Origin of the sequence: Janthinobacterium rivuli (assembly GCF_029690045.1) — a bacterium.
Classification (GTDB): Bacteria; Pseudomonadota; Gammaproteobacteria; order Burkholderiales; family Burkholderiaceae_D; genus Janthinobacterium; species Janthinobacterium rivuli.
This window is the reverse complement of the sequence record NZ_CP121464.1, coordinates 2,562,216-2,578,478: the sequence shown is the minus strand read 5'-3', so window position 1 is coordinate 2,578,478 and position 16,263 is coordinate 2,562,216. Positions and strand designations below refer to the sequence as shown.

Here is a 16,263-nt window from a genome sequence, read left to right as displayed (position 1 = left end):
GATGCAACGATTCTGGCACTTCCTGACTTCACGCACCAGCCTGCTCATCCTCGGCATCGCGGCCGCCATCCTGCTGCTCTTCGCCTGCGCCGTCATTTTCGACTGGCCAGCCATCCGGCTGCTGCCCTTCCTGGCCGCGGCGGCGCTGCTGGGCGCCATCGTGTGGTGGCTGCGCCGCCGCCGGCGCCGGCGCGAGGGCGCCAGTTTCAACAGCATGCTGGAGCAGCAGGCGGCCGGCGCCGCGCCCAAGGCCGGCCCGGTGCAACGCGAGGAAACCGAAGCCATCCGCAAGCGCATGCTCGAAGCGATCAATACCATCAAGACATCGCGGCTGGGCCAGCTGTCGGGCGATGCCGCGCTGTATGAATTGCCGTGGTACATGATCATCGGCAATCCCGCCGCCGGCAAGAGCACGGCGATCGCCAATTCCGGCCTGCAGTTTCCTTTTGTTGACAGCAAGATCGTGCAAGGCATGGGCGGCACGCGCAACTGCGACTGGTTTTTCACCACCGACGGCATCCTGCTCGACACGGCCGGGCGCTACGCCATCAACGATGAAGACCGCGCCGAGTGGTTCGGCTTTCTCAACCTGCTGAAAAAACACCGCAAGCGCGCGCCGATCAACGGCATCATCATCGCCGTCAGCATTGCCGAGCTGACCGGCAGCAAGCCTGAATTCGCCATCGAACTGGCCAAGAACCTGCGCCAGCGCGTGCAGGAACTGACGGAGAAGCTGGAAGTCCATGCGCCCGTGTACGTGGTATTCACCAAGGCCGACCTGATCACCGGCTTCAGCGAATTTTTCCACGATGCCGAGCGCGCCGAACGCGACAAGGTCTGGGGCGCCACCCTGCCCTACGGCGTCAACAACTCGAAGCAGGACGTGCTGGAACAGTTCGACCAGCGTTTCGACGAGCTGTACGATGGCCTGAAGGACCTCAGCCTGGCCAATATGTCGCTGCTGGGACGCGAGCGCATGCCGCCCGGCGTGTTCACCTTCCCGCTGGAATTCAGTTCCGTGAAAGGGCCGCTGCGCGCCTTCATCGCCACCCTGTTCGAGGAAAATCCGTTCCAGTTCAAGCCCGTCTTCCGCGGCTTCTATTTCACCAGCGCGCTGCAGGAAGGCGCTTCCGTCTCCGCCTCGTCGGAGCGGGTGGCGCAGCGCTTCGACCTCAAGCCGCAGCCGCAGGAACACCAGGCTGTCCAGGCCCAGGACCAGCACGGCTACTTCCTGCTGAACCTGTTTCGCAAGGTGATCTTCGCCGACCGGGAACTGGTGGCGCAATACGCCAGCCCGCGCAAGACGCGCTTGCGCTATGCCACGTTTTTCACCGCCATCACGCTGGCCGGCCTGGCGCTGGGCGGCTGGAGCTGGTCCTACCTGGCCAACCGCCAGCTGGCGGCCAACGTCCAGGCCGACCTGGAGCAAGCCATCAAGGTGCAGGACAAGCGCCTGGATCTGCAGTCGCGCTTCCAGGCCCTGGAAATCATGCAGGACCGCATCGAACAGCTGGAAGCGTACCGCAGCAAGCGGCCACTGGCGCTCAGCCTGGGCCTGTACCAGGGCGATTTGCTGGAGCGCAAACTGCGCGAGGAGTATTTTTCCGGCCTCAAGGAAGTCATGCTCGCGCCGGTGGCGCAATCGCTGGAATCGTTCCTGGCGGAAGTGAACGCGGGCGCCGACCAGCTGCAGCCGCTGACGGCCGTACCGGCCGGCACGACGGCCGCGACCACAGCCAGTCCGCCAGCCAGTGCGCCAGTCAGTGCGGCAAGCCAGCCCTTCAAGGATGCCGCGCCGACGAATGTCGAGGATGCCTACAATGCCCTGAAAACCTACCTGATGCTGGGCGACAAGTCGCGCGCCGAGGCCGGCCACCTGAACGACCAGCTGACCCGCTACTGGCGCGGCTGGCTCGACGCCAACCGGGGCAACATGCCGCGCGAACAGATGATCCGCAGCGCCGAGCGCCTGATCTCGTTCTATCTGACGCAGATCGACGATCCGTCCTGGCCGCAGATCGAGAACAAGCGGGCCCTGGCCGACCAGTCGCGCGACAGCCTGCGCCGCGTGGTGCGCGGCATGCCGGCGCGCGACCGCGTGTATGCGGACGTGAAGGCGCGCGCCGCCACGCGCTTCCCGTCGATGACGGTGGCGCGCATCGTTGGCGAGCAGGACAAGGAACTGGTGCTGGGCAGCTACGCCATCCCCGGCACCTTCACGCGCGACGCGTGGGAAAAATACATCCAGCAGGCGTTCCAGGAAGCGGCCAACCGCGAATTGCAAAGCGCCGACTGGGTGCTCAAGACGGCGTCGAAGGATGACCTGACCCTGGAAGGCAGCCCGGAACAGATCCAGAAGGCGCTGGTGGAACTGTACAAGACCGATTACGCCAGGGAGTGGCAGAAATTCCTCCAGGGCGTGAGCATCCGCGAATTGAACGGTTTCGACAACGCGGCGCAGGCGATGAACCGCCTCGGCGATCCGCAAGCGTCGCCCCTCAACAAGCTGATCGAGACGGTGTACCAGGAAACCTCGTGGGACAACCCTTCGCTGCTGGGCCAGGGCTTGCAGCGCGCCCAGCGCGGGGCGATGGACTGGTTCCGCGAAACGGTGCTGCGCCAGAAGCCCGCCGTCGCGGCGGCGGGCCAGGCCGGCGGCGCCATGCCGATGGGACCCGTCGGCCGCGAATTTTCGGGCGTGGCGCGCCTGATGGTGGCGCGCGACAAGGAAGCCTCGCCCATGCGCGGCTACCTGGCGGCCCTGTCGAAGCTGCGCGTGCGCTTCAACCAGATCAAGAACCAGGGCGACACGGGCCCCGGCGCCAAGCAGCTGATGCAGCAGACGCTCGATGGCAACGGCTCGGAGCTGGCCGACGCGCTCAAGTACGTGGACGAGCAGATGCTGACCGGCATGAGCGACCAGCAAAAGCAGGCCATCCGCCCGCTGCTGGTGCGCCCGCTGATGCAGACCTTCGCCGTCATCGTCAAGCCGACCGAAACGGAGATCAACAAGGTCTGGCTGGCGCAGGTGCTCGAACCGTTCCAGAAAACCCTGGCGCCGAAATATCCGTTCGCGCCCGACTCGCGCATCGAGGCGAGCAATGCCGACATCGGCCAGGTCTTCGGCCCGGAAGGCGCCATCGCCAAGTTCTTCAACACCACCATCGGCCCGCTGGTCGTGCGGCGCGGCGACGCCATCAGCGCCAGGACCTGGGCCGCGATGGGCATCACCCTGGCGCCGCCGGTAGTGGCCAGCCTGCCCGGCTGGGTCGCCCCGCTCAGCGCCAACGGCGTGGCCACGGCGGCCGGCGCCGCCGAAGCGCAAACGCGCTTCGACCTGCAGGCGCTGAGCGCGCCCGGCGCCGCCGAATACACGATCGAGATCGATGGCCAGGCGCTGCGCTGGCGCGGCCAGCCGCAACCCTGGGTGCACATGGTCTGGCCCAACCCGCAGGGCGTACCCGGCTCGCGCATCAGCGCCATCACGCCGGAAGGGCGCACCGTGGTGCTGCTGAACGAACCGGGGCATTTCGGCCTGAAGAAGATGATCGACTCGGCCAGGCGCACGCGCAAGGAGGGCGGCGTATTCGAACTGAGCTGGGAAAACAGCGGCGTCACCGTGACGGCCAACCTGAAGATCGTGACCGCGCCCGCGCCGGCCGCCACCTCCGCCGGCAACCAGGGTTTCCGTGGCCTGAAACTGCCGGAATCGGTCGCCATCGGCGCGCCGGAAACGGCCACCGCCATCGCCGGGAACACGCCATGAGCCGCCCTACCGTTACCCAGATCGGCTATTTCGGCAAGATCCCCAGCCGCGGCGACTTCATCAAGCACGGCGACAATCCGCCCCTGCTGAAGATGCTCGATGACTGGCTCGCCAACGCCATGGAACTGATGACGGCCGATGCGCGCTGGAAGCTCACCTACGATGCGCTGCCGCCGCTGCATTTCGCCTTCATCGGCCCGCGCCGCGGCCGCGCCATCGCCGGGCATATCGCCGCCAGCAGCGATGCCTCGTCGCGCCGCTTTCCCTTCCTGATGATGGGCGCCATGGAAGTGGCGCAGCCGGCCGGCTTTGTACCAACCAGTCCGCTGGTGCTGTCGCGCCTGTGGAACCGCCTCGATGCCCTGAGCGCCGAGATGTGCGGCGCGGCGGCCGGCGCCGCGCTGCCGGCGGCCGCCGCCGGCGCCAGCATCGAACTGGACTTGCGCGGCAGCGCCTACGAGGCCGCCTTCGACGATTTTCTCGCCTTGCAGACGGTGGGCGCGCTCGACGCCCTGCTGGCGCCCACGGGTTTTGGCGGTTCCGTGCGCCAGGTGCTGCTGGCCCTGGGCATGCTGCTGCAGCCCGTCATGGCCAGCAGCTCCAGCCGGCTGGAAAAAAGCCTGGAACTGCCGCTGCCGGCCGACCCGCTGTACCGCAACCTGGTAGCGGCCTTCTGGATGCACCTGATCTCCCCGTTCCTGGCGCGCGCCGACTTCGAACTGGCGCTGTTCATCACCCGCATCCGCGGCCGCCATGCGCTGGTGCTGGGCTTTTGCGGCGCCTCGGCGCAAACCCTGCACGCCATCATGGAACCGCAGGCGGCGCTGGAGCACCACATCGCCTTCGACGACCTGGCCTGGGTCGAGGAACACGCCGACAGCGACTACGCCATCAAGAAAGCCTCGAGCTACCTCGCGCAGGCCAACCTGTCACTCAAATCGGCGCACGACACGTTTCGTGCCGCCTTCATCGGGACCTGATCATGCGCCACATCCGCCTTGCCATCCTTCTCAGCCTGGTCTTCGCGCCGGCCGGCGCCAGCGCGCAAAGCACCGCCGCGCCGGCGGCCACTGTCTCGGCGCCCGCCGCCGCCACGCCGCAGCCGGGTCAGGTCCTGGCCAGCGGCACGGTGCCGGACGAAGCGGCCAAGGCGGCCGTGCTGGTGCGCCTGCGCGAACTGTACGGCGCCGACAAGGTGGTCGACCAGATCGCCGTCGGCCAAGTCGCGCAGCCGGCCAACTGGAACGCCTATGTGCAAAAGCTGCTGACGGCGGACCTCAAGCAGATCCGCCGCGGCCAGCTGAAGATCGAAGGCAGCGTGGTCAGCGTGCGCGGCGAAGTGGCCAACGAGGCGCAGCGGCAAAAGATCGCCAGCGACTTCGCCACCAGCCTCAATCCCACGTACACCGTCAACAACGGCTTGCGCGTGTCCGCCTCCGAGCAGAACATCCTCGACGGCGCGCTGGCCAACCGCACCATCGAATTCGAGAGCGGCAAGACCACGCTGACGCCGTCGGGCCGCGCCATCCTCGACGAAATGAGCGCGGCGCTGCACAAGCTGGCGGGCCGCAAGGTGGACATCATCGGCCACACCGACAACCTGGGACTGCGCGCCAGCAACCAGAACCTGAGCCAGGCGCGCGCCGAGGCGGTCAAGACCTACCTGGCCGGCAAGGGCATCGACGGCGATCTGCTCAGCGCTTCAGGACAGGGCCCGGACCGTCCCATCGCCAGCAATGACAGCGCCGATGGCCGCGCGCGCAACCGCCGCATCGAATTTCGCATGGTCCAGTAAGGCCGCCATGCCGCCAGCAAGCCATCCGCCCCACTGCCGAGAACACACATGATTTCAGCCGACCAGCTCCTACTTCCCATCAGCGCCGAGCAGCCATGCGGCGTCGACCTGTCCTTCTCCACCGACTTCGACGCCATCGGCCAGGCGCGCAAGTTCGACGACCCCACGCTCGACCAGGGCGAGTGGGTCACCGACCTGAAGGAAGCCGACTGGGCCTTCGTCCAGCAGCGCTGCGCCGCCCTGCTGGGCGACAAGAGCAAGGACTTGCGGCTCGCCGCCTGGCTGGCCGAAGCCAGCGCCAGGCAAGACCATTTGCGCGGCCTGGGCGAAGGCTATCGCCTGCTGGCCGGCCTGCTGCGCCAGTACTGGGACCTGGGCCTGTACCCGCAGCCCGATGGCGACGACCACGAGCAGCGTATCGGCAACCTGAGCTGGATCCTGGCGCGCACGCCATCCCTGGTGCGCGCCATGGCGCTGACGGACAAGCAATCGGGCGGCTGGTCGACCATCGACTTCGAGACGGCGCGCAAGCGGGCCGCCAGCAACCAGGACGGCGTCAACGGCACCAAGCTGGTGGACATGGAGGCGGCGCGGCGCGCCACGTCGGCGCAGTTCCGCGCCGCCTTTGCCGCTGACGCCCAGTTCTGCCTGGACGCGCTGGCCGAGCTGGAACAGGCCGCCGATAGCCGCCTGGGCAAGGATAGTCCGGGCTTTTCACTGGCGCGCGAGGCGCTGCAGGCGATGCAGCTGGCCCTGCCCGCCGCGGCCGTAGCCATCCCTGCCGCCAGTGTCGCCGCCACACCGGTGCCGGCTGGCGGCCTGGCGGCACCGGCCGCCGTACCGGCGCTGCCGCCGGCGGCGCCCGGAGAGTTGCAAAGCCGCGCCCAGGCGCTGGCGCAGCTGCGCCAGGTGGCGCAGTACTTCCGCCAGACGGAGCCGCACAGCCCCGTCTCGTACTTCGCCGACAAGGCCGCCAACGCGGGCGAACAGAATTTGCACGAATGGCTGCGCGGCGTGGTCAAGGACGGCGCCTCGCTGGCCCACATCGAGGAGCTGCTGGGCATCGCGCCCGGCAGCGGCCACTGAAGCGGCTTGACGCCTATTTGATCGTATACCGGAACTGGCCCTGCTTGCCGGCGCTGGCCTTGATACGGCTGATGCCCTGCCCTTCGGCCATGCGCGCCAGCACGGCTTCGGCGATTTCCGGCAGCAGGCTGCCATTGAGGATATTGTCGACATTGCGCGCGCCCGAATCGACTTCGGTGCAGCGCGCCAGCACCGCCTCGACCAGCGCCTCGTCGTAGATAAACTCGGCCTGGTGATTGGCGGCGATGCGCGCGGCGATGCGGCCCAGCTTCAGGCCGATGATACGGGCCAGCACATCGTCGCCGAGCGGATAAAAGGGGATCACCTTCAGGCGCCCCAGGAACGCGGGCTTGAAGACCTTCAGCAATTGCGGGCGGATGGCCAGCTCCAGCTGCTCCGGCGTCGGCAGCTGCTCTGGCGGCAGGTTCAGGCACGCCTGCATCATGCTGGCCGACGCCACGTTCGAGGTCAGGATGATGATGGTATTCTTGAAATCGATCTCGCGTCCCTCGGCATCGTCCATCACGCCCTTGTCGAAGACCTGGAAGAACAGCTCCATGACATCGGAATGCGCCTTTTCCACCTCGTCGAGCAGCAGCACGCTGTACGGATTGCGGCGCACGGCCTCGGTCAGCACGCCGCCTTCGCCATAGCCGACATAGCCGGGCGGCGAACCCTTCAAGCCCGACACGCTGTGGGCTTCCTGGTATTCGCTCATGTTGATGGAAATGAGCTTGCGCTCGCCGCCATACAGCACGTCGGCCAGCGCCAGCGCCGTTTCCGTCTTGCCGATGCCGGACGGGCCGACGAACAGGAACACGCCCTTCGGCTTGTCCGGGTCGTCCAGGTTGGCGCGCGCCGTGCGCACGCGTTGCGCCACGGCCTCGATCGCGTGGGGCTGGCCCAGCACGCGCTCCTGCAGCAAATCCTTCAGCCGCAGCACCGTCTTGAGTTCATCCTTGACCATCTTGCCCAGCGGTATGCCGGTCCAGCCAGCGACGATTTCCGCCACCACGTGGCCGTCGACCTGCACCGGCACCAGCGGTGTCTCGCCCTGCAGCGACGCCAGTTCGGCCTGCAGCGCCAGCAGCTCGCGCCCCTGGCCCGCGTCGGCCGGCGTGCCGTTCTCGAGCTGGCGGCGGATCGCCTGGATCTGTTCCGACAGCGCCTTTTCGCTGTCCCAGCGCGCGGCCAGCTGCGCGTGTTCCTGCGTGGCGGCGCCGCGTTCGGCGTCGAGCAGCTGCAGCCGCGCGCCGTGGCGCGCGCCGCCGCTCTCCTCGCGCGCCAGGGCCGAGGCTTCCGCATCGATGCGCTCGCGCCGGCGCGCCACGCTGTCGAGCAGGGCCGGCGTGGCGCTCTGCCCCAGCGCCACCCTGGCGCAAGCCGTATCGAGCACGCTGATGGCCTTGTCCGGCAGCTGGCGGCCGGCGATGTAGCGGTGCGACAGGCGCACGGCTTCGGTGATCGCCTCGTCGAAGATGCGCACCTTGAAATGCTGTTCCATCAGCGGCGCCATGCCGCGCAACATGGCGCACGCCAGCTCTTCGCTCGGCTCCTCGATCTTGACGACCTGGAAGCGGCGCGCCAGCGCGGCATCCTTTTCAAAATATTTTTTGTATTCGCCCCAGGTGGTGGCGGCGATGGTGCGCAGCTCGCCGCGCGCCAGCGCCGGTTTCAGCAGGTTCGCCGCATCGTTCTGGCCGGCGCTGCCGCCGGCGCCGATCATCGTGTGCGCCTCGTCGATAAAGAGGATGATGGCGTGCGCGCTCTTGCCCACTTCGGCGATGACGTTTTTCAGGCGGTTCTCGAACTCGCCCTTGACGCTGGCGCCGGCCTGCAGCAGGCCCATGTCCAGCGTGTGGATTTCCACGCCCTGCAAAATGTCGGGCACGTCGCCCTGCACGATGCGCAGCGCCAGGCCCTCCACCACGGCCGTCTTGCCGACGCCCGCCTCGCCCGTCAGGATGGGATTGTTCTGGCGCCGCCGCATCAGGATGTCGATCGCCTGGCGGATTTCCATGTCGCGCCCGATCACGGGATCGACCTTGCCGGCGCGCGCGCGGGCCGTCAGGTTGACAGTGAACTGATCCAGCGCCGGCGTTTTCGACGCCGCCGCACCGGCCAGTTCCCCCACGGGATCGCCGCCGGCGTCGCCCGCGTCCTCCTGCCCCGTCGCCGCCTCGCCGGCTTCCTGCGACCCCTCGGTCAGCTTGTCGAGCCCGTGCTTGATCTCGTCGAGCTTGAATTCGTGGAACAGCGCCGAGCCCCGGTAGGCCAGCTGCGCCAGTTCCGGCTCGGTCAGCAGCGCCTGCAGCAGGTGGCCGCTGCGGATGCTCACCTGCCGCCCGGCGCGCAAATCGAGCGAAGCGATCAGCCAGGCATGCTCGAACAGCTTGGGCAGGCGCACGGAAAACACGGGCGTGCGCGTGTTGCCCGTCTGCAGGCGCGCCACTTCGGCGCGCAAATCCGCTTCCAGCATGCTCACGCTGACGCCGCTCCTGCGCGCAATCAGCACGAAATCGCTGCGCGGCTGCTCCAGCAGCGCGAGGAAAACGTGCTCCAGGTCGACTTCATACTGCCCCAGGCCGACGCAAAGACTGGCCGCCCGCGTGGCGGCCGTGCGGCAGGTGTCGTTCAACTTGCTGATCAGGGTTTTCAGGTTGATGCTCATGGGGCGGCGGTCCTTGTCGGGTAATGGTTGGCGAAATCGGTGGAGAAGCGCGAGCTCAGGCCGGCGCATGCAATTCATAGCGGACATCGGCGCGGTCGCGCGCCTCGCCGCCGGTGATCAGGAAGCTGTCCCAGCCCAGCCGCCCGCCGCTGCGCGGCACCGTCAGCGCAATGCCCTGCACGTCGGCGGCGCGCAGCACCAGCTGCACTTCGTATTCCAGGCACAAGCCGGTGAACATGGCGAGCATCTTCTCGAGCGCAAGGGCGGCCGCGCCGCCAGGCAGGAAGGCGTCGAAGTGGCAGCGGGCCAGCGGGCCGATGGTCAGCCGCAGGCGCAGGTCGCGCTGCCAGACGCGCGCGCCCACCATGGCGGTGGCGCCCAGCAAGGCATTGCTGCCGCCCAAGGTGCTTTGCTGCTCGCGCGGCACGTCGTACCAGCAGCCGACAAACTGGCTGACGGCGATGCGCTGCCCGAAATACTCGGACAGCACCTGGCCGATCAGCACGGCCGACGGCGGCCGGTGGCGCATGGCGGCGGCAAAGTAGCCCACCGATTCATCGAGCACGCCGGCGCCGTCCCACGCCAGGCGCTGGCGCAGCGAGGCGTTGCCCAGCCCGGCCAGCGACAGCAGCAGCGGCAGAAACTGGTCCTTGCCGTCGAGCTGGTATTTGAGTTCCAGCCGGTATTTGCGCCACGCTTCATAGAACAGGGCCAAGGCGCGGTTCGAAAACGTGTCGAGGAAGGCGCGCGGCCCCTCGTCCTTTTCATACAGCTGGTGCGTGGCGATGCGTTCCGTATAGTGCAGCGGCAGCGCGCCGGCGACGCCGAGAAAGCCCATGAAGGCCGGCGTGACGCGCACGTATTTCAGCTGTCCGCCGCGCAGCGCCGTGCCCAGAGCGTTGGCGTCCGTGGCCAGTTCGCGCGGTTCCGGCGCCAGCGCCTCGATCTGGCTGGGGGCGAAGTCGAGCGAGACGGAATTCTGGAAGCGCAGGAAACTGGCCACCGCATCGTCGTGCGGCAAGCCGTTGCGCCTGAGCCAAAGCTCCAGCATGCGCACCGCCTGGAAGTACTGGAAGCGGCAAGGCTGGGCAAACAGGCGCTCGATTACACTAGGCTCGAATCGCCGCTGCGTGGTTTGCATCGCCACAGCTCCTCTCCTGATTTTTTGGCCAGCACCACCAGTTGCGTGAAGCTGTTCGCATGCACATACAAGCCCAGGAAGCACTCGATCACATGCGCAAAGGCGTGGATGCCGCTGCCGACGAAGGCCTCTTCGTCTATCGTCAGCCGCACTTCGACGCCGCGCACCAGGCAGGCGAAGGGATTGCCTGGCAGCCAGGCATTGACGGCCTGGTGGGCGATGGCCGTGATGCCGCGGATTTGCCGCTGCGAAGTGGCCGAGCGCGGCAGGTCGTACAGGGTCAGCATTTCCTGGAACGCTTCCAGGCCGCTGCCGGCCAGCGACAGGTGATTCAGCGCCAGATGCGAAATCAAGCGCCAGTGGGCGCCCCGTCCCCGTTCGAAACGGTGCGACTCGCTGGGTTTGCGCAGCAAGCTGATGCTGCGCACGCTGGAACCGCCTTCGAGGAACAGGTCGCCGCCATGCAAGCCGTAGGTCAGCTGCGCCGGCAAATCGCGGTTGGTGCAGCTCAGCTCCAGGCTGAGCGTGTCCGTTTCCACCGCGGCCGGATCGAAATCGATGTCGACGATGGAGATCTGCGTCTCGTAACCGGGACTCTTGCTGGCGAGGATCTCGTCGCGCCGCATGACCCAGTAATGGCCATCCCTGGCCGGAGTCTCGCCATGGCGCAGCGAATAGAAGGGACGAAATTCCACCACGGATTCGCCCTGCGGCGTCTGCCGCACCAGCTTGACCGAGTCGATCGACTGCACCTCGAACGCATAGGCGCGGCGCGCATCGGCCAGCACGGGATAACTGGCGGCCGTGTGCGTGAGCCGGATAGGCTCGCCGCGCTGGCGGAACAGGTTGACCACCGGCGTGCAGCCCAGCAGCAGGTTGTGCGTGTTCATCGTCCCCAGCAGGCGCGCCGTGTTCGAATCGGTGCGCAAGCCGCTCAGCGCCAGGTGCAAGGTGATGCGGCGGCAGCCGGACGGCAGCGCGGCGCACAGCGCGCCGAGGTCGATGTCGAAGAAATTGAATTTTTCGGGAAAGCAGAAATACTCGGTCAGCAGCCGGTAGGCCGGATGCGAGCGGGCGGAAAACGGGATCAGCGCATCGTCCTCGGCAAAGCCGGCGCTGCGCACCGGAATGCCGTCGAGCGCGACCCAGCTGCCGCTGCCGTCCGCCTCGGCGTAGGCCTTCACGGTGCGCATGAACAGGGCGTCGCGCAGCGCCGCGCAAAACGAAGGCTGGCCATCGATGAACACGCGCAGCGACGCCAGTCCCAGCTGGCCCGGCGACAGCTGCGCGGCGCTCGACTCGATGGTGATGCGCACGCCCGAGGTGGCATTCGCCGGCAGCAGCACCTGTTCCGGCGCCTCGATGATGGCGGAAAAAGCCGCGTGCGTGAGCGCCAGCGGCGCCACCGTCACAGGGTAGGCCGTGCGGAAGGTGCAGGCCACGCCCTTCACGGGGCGCGTCGTCAGCTCCGTGCCGCGGGCGATTTCCGCCGGCGCCGTCAGCTGCGCCGCCGCGGCGGCGTAATCCATGCGCGCGATCGAGCACGAGGGAAAAGGCCGCAGGTAATGCGGATACAGCACTTCGAACAGCGCTTCGGTAAATTCGGGATAATCGTCGTCGATGCGCTTCGAGATGCGCGAATTGAGCAGCGCGAACGACTGGATCATGCGCTCGATGTGCGGGTCTTCGCACACTTCGCCGCCCATCAGCAGGCGGCCGGCGATCTTCGGGTAGCGCTCGGAAAACTCGCGCGAGTAGCGGCGCAGGAAACCCAGTTCGCGCTCGTAGTAAGGCAGCAATTCGTCCAAGCTCAGGCTCCCGTGGACGCGGCGCGGCGTCCCTTGCTGATCGTGTAATGCAGGCTGGAAGGCTGCAGGATGGCGTCGAAGCTGACCGGTTCGTGCGCCGCATGCACCACCAGCAGCGCGCTGATGGCGAAATTGAGGCGGTTGATCGAGCCTTCCTCGATTTCCAGCGATGCGCGTACCTGGCGCAAGCGCGGCTCGTGGCGGGCGATGGCCTTTTCCAGGCACTGGCAGATATAGGCGCGGTCGTCCGTGCTCGACAGGCTAAGCCCGGCGAAATCGTTCAAGCCGTACGTGATGATCGACTTGCCGCATTCGGGAAAGGGTTTGAGCAGCGCCTCGGGCAGCACGGCGCGCGTGTTGAGCAGCGCTTCGAGATCGCGCGCCACGGTGTCTTTCAAGTCCTCGAGCGAAAGGCGCGAGACGGTGCCGCTGGAGGCGCCGTGCACGGGCGTATCCATCAGGCGGTCGAACAGGCCCGGCGTAAAACCTTTCATGGGTTTCCCGTTTCATGGCTGGCGTGGACGCCGCTGCCGGCGGCTAGGAAAGCCAGCGGCGGCAGAGCGCGCCGCTGGCGTACGCGGTCAGGTACGATCAGGCCGTCTTGTTGGCCGACAGATCCCAGCCGCCCGAGGTGTTGCCGCCCGAGCCGCCACCCACTTTTTGCTGGGTGTATTTCCACTTGACCTTGGAATACTTGAGCGCCAGGTCTTCGCCGAGTATGTCGCCTGCGGCCACCGATGGCGCCACGCTGCTGATCATCACGTTCTCGAGTTCGATTTCGAAGTACTTGATGCGCTCGCCCTGGCCATCGGCGCGCAGGAACTCGAGCTTGGCTTTCGGGATGGTCTTGCCCGAGGAGCACGTCTGCAGCAGCAAGGGGCTGGCGAGATCGGCCATCTTGGCGATGACGATATCCTTGTGCTCGGTACGTTCGGCGGTATGGCCGCCGCCTGTCGAGGCGGTCGCCGATTTGGGTTGCAACACCTGCCACTGGACCGACTTGCATTCGATCCAATCTTTGTGGCTGTTATCCGTGGATTCGCCTTTGATGCCATCAATTTGCAAGTATACGTCGATTGCCATGTCATTCCTTTCAAGGGTGTGAAGAAAAATACATTACGATTTGGTCGACTGCGGAAGCTCCGCGACCAAACGGAGTGAAACGGACAATTCGTCCAGCTGGAAATGCGGACGCAAAAAGGACACGGCGCGGTACACGCCGGGCCGGCCCGGCACTTCCGCCACCTGCACCGAGGCTTCGCGCAGCGGAAACTGGGCTTTCTGTTCCTGGCTGGCGTTATCGTCGAGCAGCACGTATTGCGTCAGCCAGCGGTTGAGGAAATCTTCCACGTTGGAGGCGGCGGCAAAGCTGCCGATCTTGTCGCGCATCATGGCCTTCATGTAGTGGGCGATGCGCGACACGGCGAAGATGTATTGCAGCTGCGCCGACAGCACGGCGTTCGCGTTGGCGGCGTCGGTATTGTATTTTTTCGCCTTCTGCGCCGACTGGGCGCCGAAAAACGCGGCATAGTCCGTGTTCTTGCAGTGCACCAGGGAGATGAAGCCCAGGTCGCTCAATTCCTTTTCGCGGCGGTCCGTGATGGCGATCTCGGTCGGGCATTTCAGCGCCACCTCGCCCTCGTCCGTCTTGAAGGTATGCGTCGGCAAGTCTTCCACCAGGCCGCCCCCCTCCACGCCGCGGATCGCCGCGCACCAGCCGTAATCCTCGAAGGCGGCCGTCAGCTTGGTGCCGAACGCGTAGGCGGCGTTGCACCACAGGTATTTCTGGTGGTCGGTGCCGTCGACGTCCTCGACGAAATTGAAGCCGTCGACGGTGGCGCCATCGAGCGGATTGAACGGCAGCCGCCCCAGGAAACGGGGCAAGGTCAGGCCCACGTAGCGCGAGTCTTCCGATTCGCGCAGGGATTTCCACTTTGCATACTCGACCGTGTCGAATACCTTGGCCAGGTCGCGCGGCTTGCCCAGGTCGCTGTAGCTTTCCAGGCCAAACAGTTCCGGCGACGCGGACGAGATGAACGGCGCGTGCGCGGCGGCGGCCACATGCGACATCTGTTCGATGAAATACATGTCTTCCGGCTGGCGGCTGAATTCGAAGTCGCCCAGCAAGGTGCCGAACGGCGCCCCGCCGAAGGTGCCGAATTCCTCTTCGTAGACCTTCTTGAACATGGTCGACTGGTCGAACTCCAGCGCGCTCTGGAAATCCTTCACCAGTTCGCGCTTGGTCGCGTTCATCAGCTTGATTTTCAGGTTCGTGCCGGTAGCCGTGTTCTTCACCAGGTAATGCAGGCCCGTCCAGCTGCTTTCCAGCTTCTGGAATTCGGGCGCGTGCATGATGGCGCTGAGCTGCGCGGAAATGAGCTGGTCCAGTTCGGCCACGCGGGCATCGATGGTGGCGGCCAGGTTATTCGATACCACCACCGTGCCATCCATGACCTGGCTCACCAGTTCGGAAATCAGATCCTTGGCGCGGGCGTGTTCGACGCTGGACTTGGCCACCTTGCTCTGCTCGACGATCTGGTCGAGCAAATCGATTTCGGCGGCGCCGGCGGCGCTCAATGCGGGGGTCAGTTGTGCGGACATATCAATCTTTCCTGACGTGCGAATGTTGTTCCAGCTGGGCCAGTTTTTCCGTGCTGTTGAGCACGTCATTGAGGATGTCTTCCAGCTTGTCGTTGCCGGCCAGCTTGTTGCGCAGGTCGGCCAGCTTGGTGCGCGCTTCGAGCAGCTTGCGCAGCGGCTCGACCTGCCCGACCACCGCTTCCGGGCGGAAATCGGCGATCGAGCGGAATTTCAGTTCAACGCCGAACTGGTCGCCGCCGGCGCCCAGTTCATTCGGCACGCGGAAGGTGGCGCGCGGCTCGATGCCCTTCATCACTTCATCGAAATTATCGCGGTCGATATCGACGAACTTGCGGTCCTTCAGGCGCTTCTGTTCGAGTTCGGAATTGCCGCCAAAATCGCCGACCACGCCAACCACGAAGGGCAGCTCCTTGTTTTCGATGGCGTCGCCGATCTCGACGTCATACGTCATCTGCACGCGTGGCGGGCGTACCTTTTGCAAGCGCTTCTGCACACTATCTTTCTTCGACATGACATCCCCTTCCAAATATTGGCGGCATCGGCGATGCGCCTGTTGAACTGCGGCGTAGCTGTGCCTGGCTGACTACTTCAGGGCATTGAATGGATTGGCGCTGCCCTCGTCGGCAGTGCGCTTGCTTGGCTGCTTGCGCGATTGGCGCACGGGCGGCTTGTCCGGCGGCGGCACCAGCACGGTTTCGCCGAGGCTCTCGCGCAGCAGCTTGGCCAGGTCCTGCGATTCCGCGCGCAGCGGACCGGACAGGTTGTTCTGACGGCTCAGGTCAGCCAGCGCCCGCGTCGACAGGCGCAGTCCGCTGATGGCGATCACGCTGTTGGCCAGCTTGTCGGCAGGATCGCGCACCAGCACTTCCTGGGCATTGAGGATGGCTTCACCATACTGGCCGGCATCGTAGCGGCTTTGCGCCATGCGCACCCAGGGCTGCTTGTCGGCGGGCGCGGCGGCGGCGGCCTCCTGCCACAGCGCCAGCGCCGCCGCCTTGTTGCCCGTGTCCACGGCCTGCGTGGCCTTGGCCATCAGCTCCTCCAGCGTCGGCGGCGCCGCGGCGGGCGGCGCTTTGGCCACCGGCGTTGTACTGCATGCGCTGAGGGCAAAAGCACAGGCGATTACTGCAAGCGTGCGTAGCGAAACCGAGCGTGTCATGTTGGGCTTTCCTTCAAAAAAGAAGACTGTTTGGTGGACTGAAAAGTTGCTTTTTATAGTTGCTAATTATCTATTTTTCGGAGCGTAGCATGATTTGAAAAAACACTGCGTTCAATAGAAAATACGCGAAAACTCACACTACTCACGCCAAAAACGTACAGTACGCGCCATTATTCAAGATAATGTTAAGGTTCTTGCAGTTGCGAAAAAAGCACCACCTTGCGCGATGCGAAGCA

At 65.8% G+C, this 16,263-nt stretch carries 13 protein-coding genes; 5 read left to right on the top strand and 8 right to left on the bottom strand.

Going from position 1 to position 16,263, the window contains the following annotated elements:
* Position 1 precedes the first annotated feature (1 nt).
* From tssM to tssA, 4 genes are read left to right on the top strand one after another with little or no spacing between them, the layout of a single operon-like run.
* On the top strand, positions 2 to 3,766 hold the full coding sequence (gene tssM, locus P9875_RS11815; RefSeq protein ID WP_278318821.1) for a type VI secretion system membrane subunit TssM: 3,765 nt from the start codon (positions 2 to 4) through the stop codon (positions 3,764 to 3,766).
* Positions 3,763 to 4,746, top strand: coding sequence for a type VI secretion system-associated protein TagF (gene tagF / locus P9875_RS11810; protein ID WP_035817466.1), 984 nt, complete (start codon positions 3,763 to 3,765; stop codon positions 4,744 to 4,746). Before tssM ends, tagF begins: the two co-directional genes overlap by 4 nt.
* Positions 4,747 to 4,748: 2 nt before the next feature.
* Positions 4,749 to 5,561 carry an OmpA family protein gene (locus P9875_RS11805; protein WP_278318469.1) on the top strand — a complete coding sequence of 271 codons (813 nt, stop codon included), beginning with the start codon at positions 4,749 to 4,751 and terminating at the stop codon, positions 5,559 to 5,561.
* 48 nt (positions 5,562 to 5,609) lie between these two features.
* Complete coding sequence (tssA, locus tag P9875_RS11800) at positions 5,610 to 6,647, top strand: type VI secretion system protein TssA (RefSeq protein ID WP_278318468.1); 1,038 nt, start codon at positions 5,610 to 5,612, stop codon at positions 6,645 to 6,647.
* A gap of 13 nt (positions 6,648 to 6,660) precedes the next feature.
* On the opposite strand, the gene tssH is transcribed toward tssA, so the two are convergent.
* From tssH to P9875_RS11760, 8 genes are all read right to left on the bottom strand, one after another.
* A complete protein-coding gene (tssH, locus tag P9875_RS11795) occupies positions 6,661 to 9,318 on the bottom strand; it encodes a type VI secretion system ATPase TssH (protein ID WP_278318467.1) in 2,658 nt (885 codons plus the stop codon).
* 55 nt (positions 9,319 to 9,373) lie between these two features.
* Complete coding sequence (tssG, locus tag P9875_RS11790; RefSeq protein WP_278318466.1) at positions 9,374 to 10,459, bottom strand: type VI secretion system baseplate subunit TssG; 1,086 nt, start codon at positions 10,457 to 10,459, stop codon at positions 9,374 to 9,376.
* The gene (tssF, locus tag P9875_RS11785; RefSeq protein WP_278318465.1) at positions 10,423 to 12,267 is read right to left on the bottom strand and encodes a type VI secretion system baseplate subunit TssF; all 1,845 of its coding nucleotides are present in this window, start codon (positions 12,265 to 12,267) and stop codon (positions 10,423 to 10,425) included. The genes tssG and tssF overlap by 37 nt, the downstream gene beginning before the upstream one ends.
* 2 nt (positions 12,268 to 12,269) lie before the next feature.
* Entirely contained in the window at positions 12,270 to 12,761 is a 492-nt protein-coding gene (tssE, locus tag P9875_RS11780) for a type VI secretion system baseplate subunit TssE (protein WP_035817453.1), read from the bottom strand.
* A 97-nt stretch (positions 12,762 to 12,858) separates the two neighbouring features.
* Entirely contained in the window at positions 12,859 to 13,350 is a 492-nt protein-coding gene (locus tag P9875_RS11775; RefSeq protein WP_035817450.1) for an Hcp family type VI secretion system effector, read from the bottom strand.
* Positions 13,351 to 13,383: 33 nt separating this feature from the next.
* Positions 13,384 to 14,868 (bottom strand): type VI secretion system contractile sheath large subunit, encoded by a 1,485-nt coding sequence (gene tssC / locus P9875_RS11770; RefSeq protein ID WP_035817448.1) that lies wholly within the window; start codon positions 14,866 to 14,868, stop codon positions 13,384 to 13,386.
* Position 14,869: 1 nt separating this feature from the next.
* A complete protein-coding gene (gene tssB, locus P9875_RS11765; protein ID WP_035817446.1) occupies positions 14,870 to 15,379 on the bottom strand; it encodes a type VI secretion system contractile sheath small subunit in 510 nt (169 codons plus the stop codon).
* A gap of 72 nt (positions 15,380 to 15,451) precedes the next feature.
* Positions 15,452 to 15,901 (bottom strand): hypothetical protein, encoded by a 450-nt coding sequence (locus tag P9875_RS11760; RefSeq protein WP_278318464.1) that lies wholly within the window; start codon positions 15,899 to 15,901, stop codon positions 15,452 to 15,454.
* On the opposite strand from P9875_RS11760, the gene P9875_RS11755 reads away from it, so the two are divergent.
* A complete protein-coding gene (locus P9875_RS11755; protein ID WP_278318463.1) occupies positions 15,894 to 16,115 on the top strand; it encodes a hypothetical protein in 222 nt (73 codons plus the stop codon). The genes P9875_RS11760 and P9875_RS11755 overlap by 8 nt on opposite strands.
* The last annotated feature ends 148 nt before the right edge of the window (positions 16,116 to 16,263 follow it).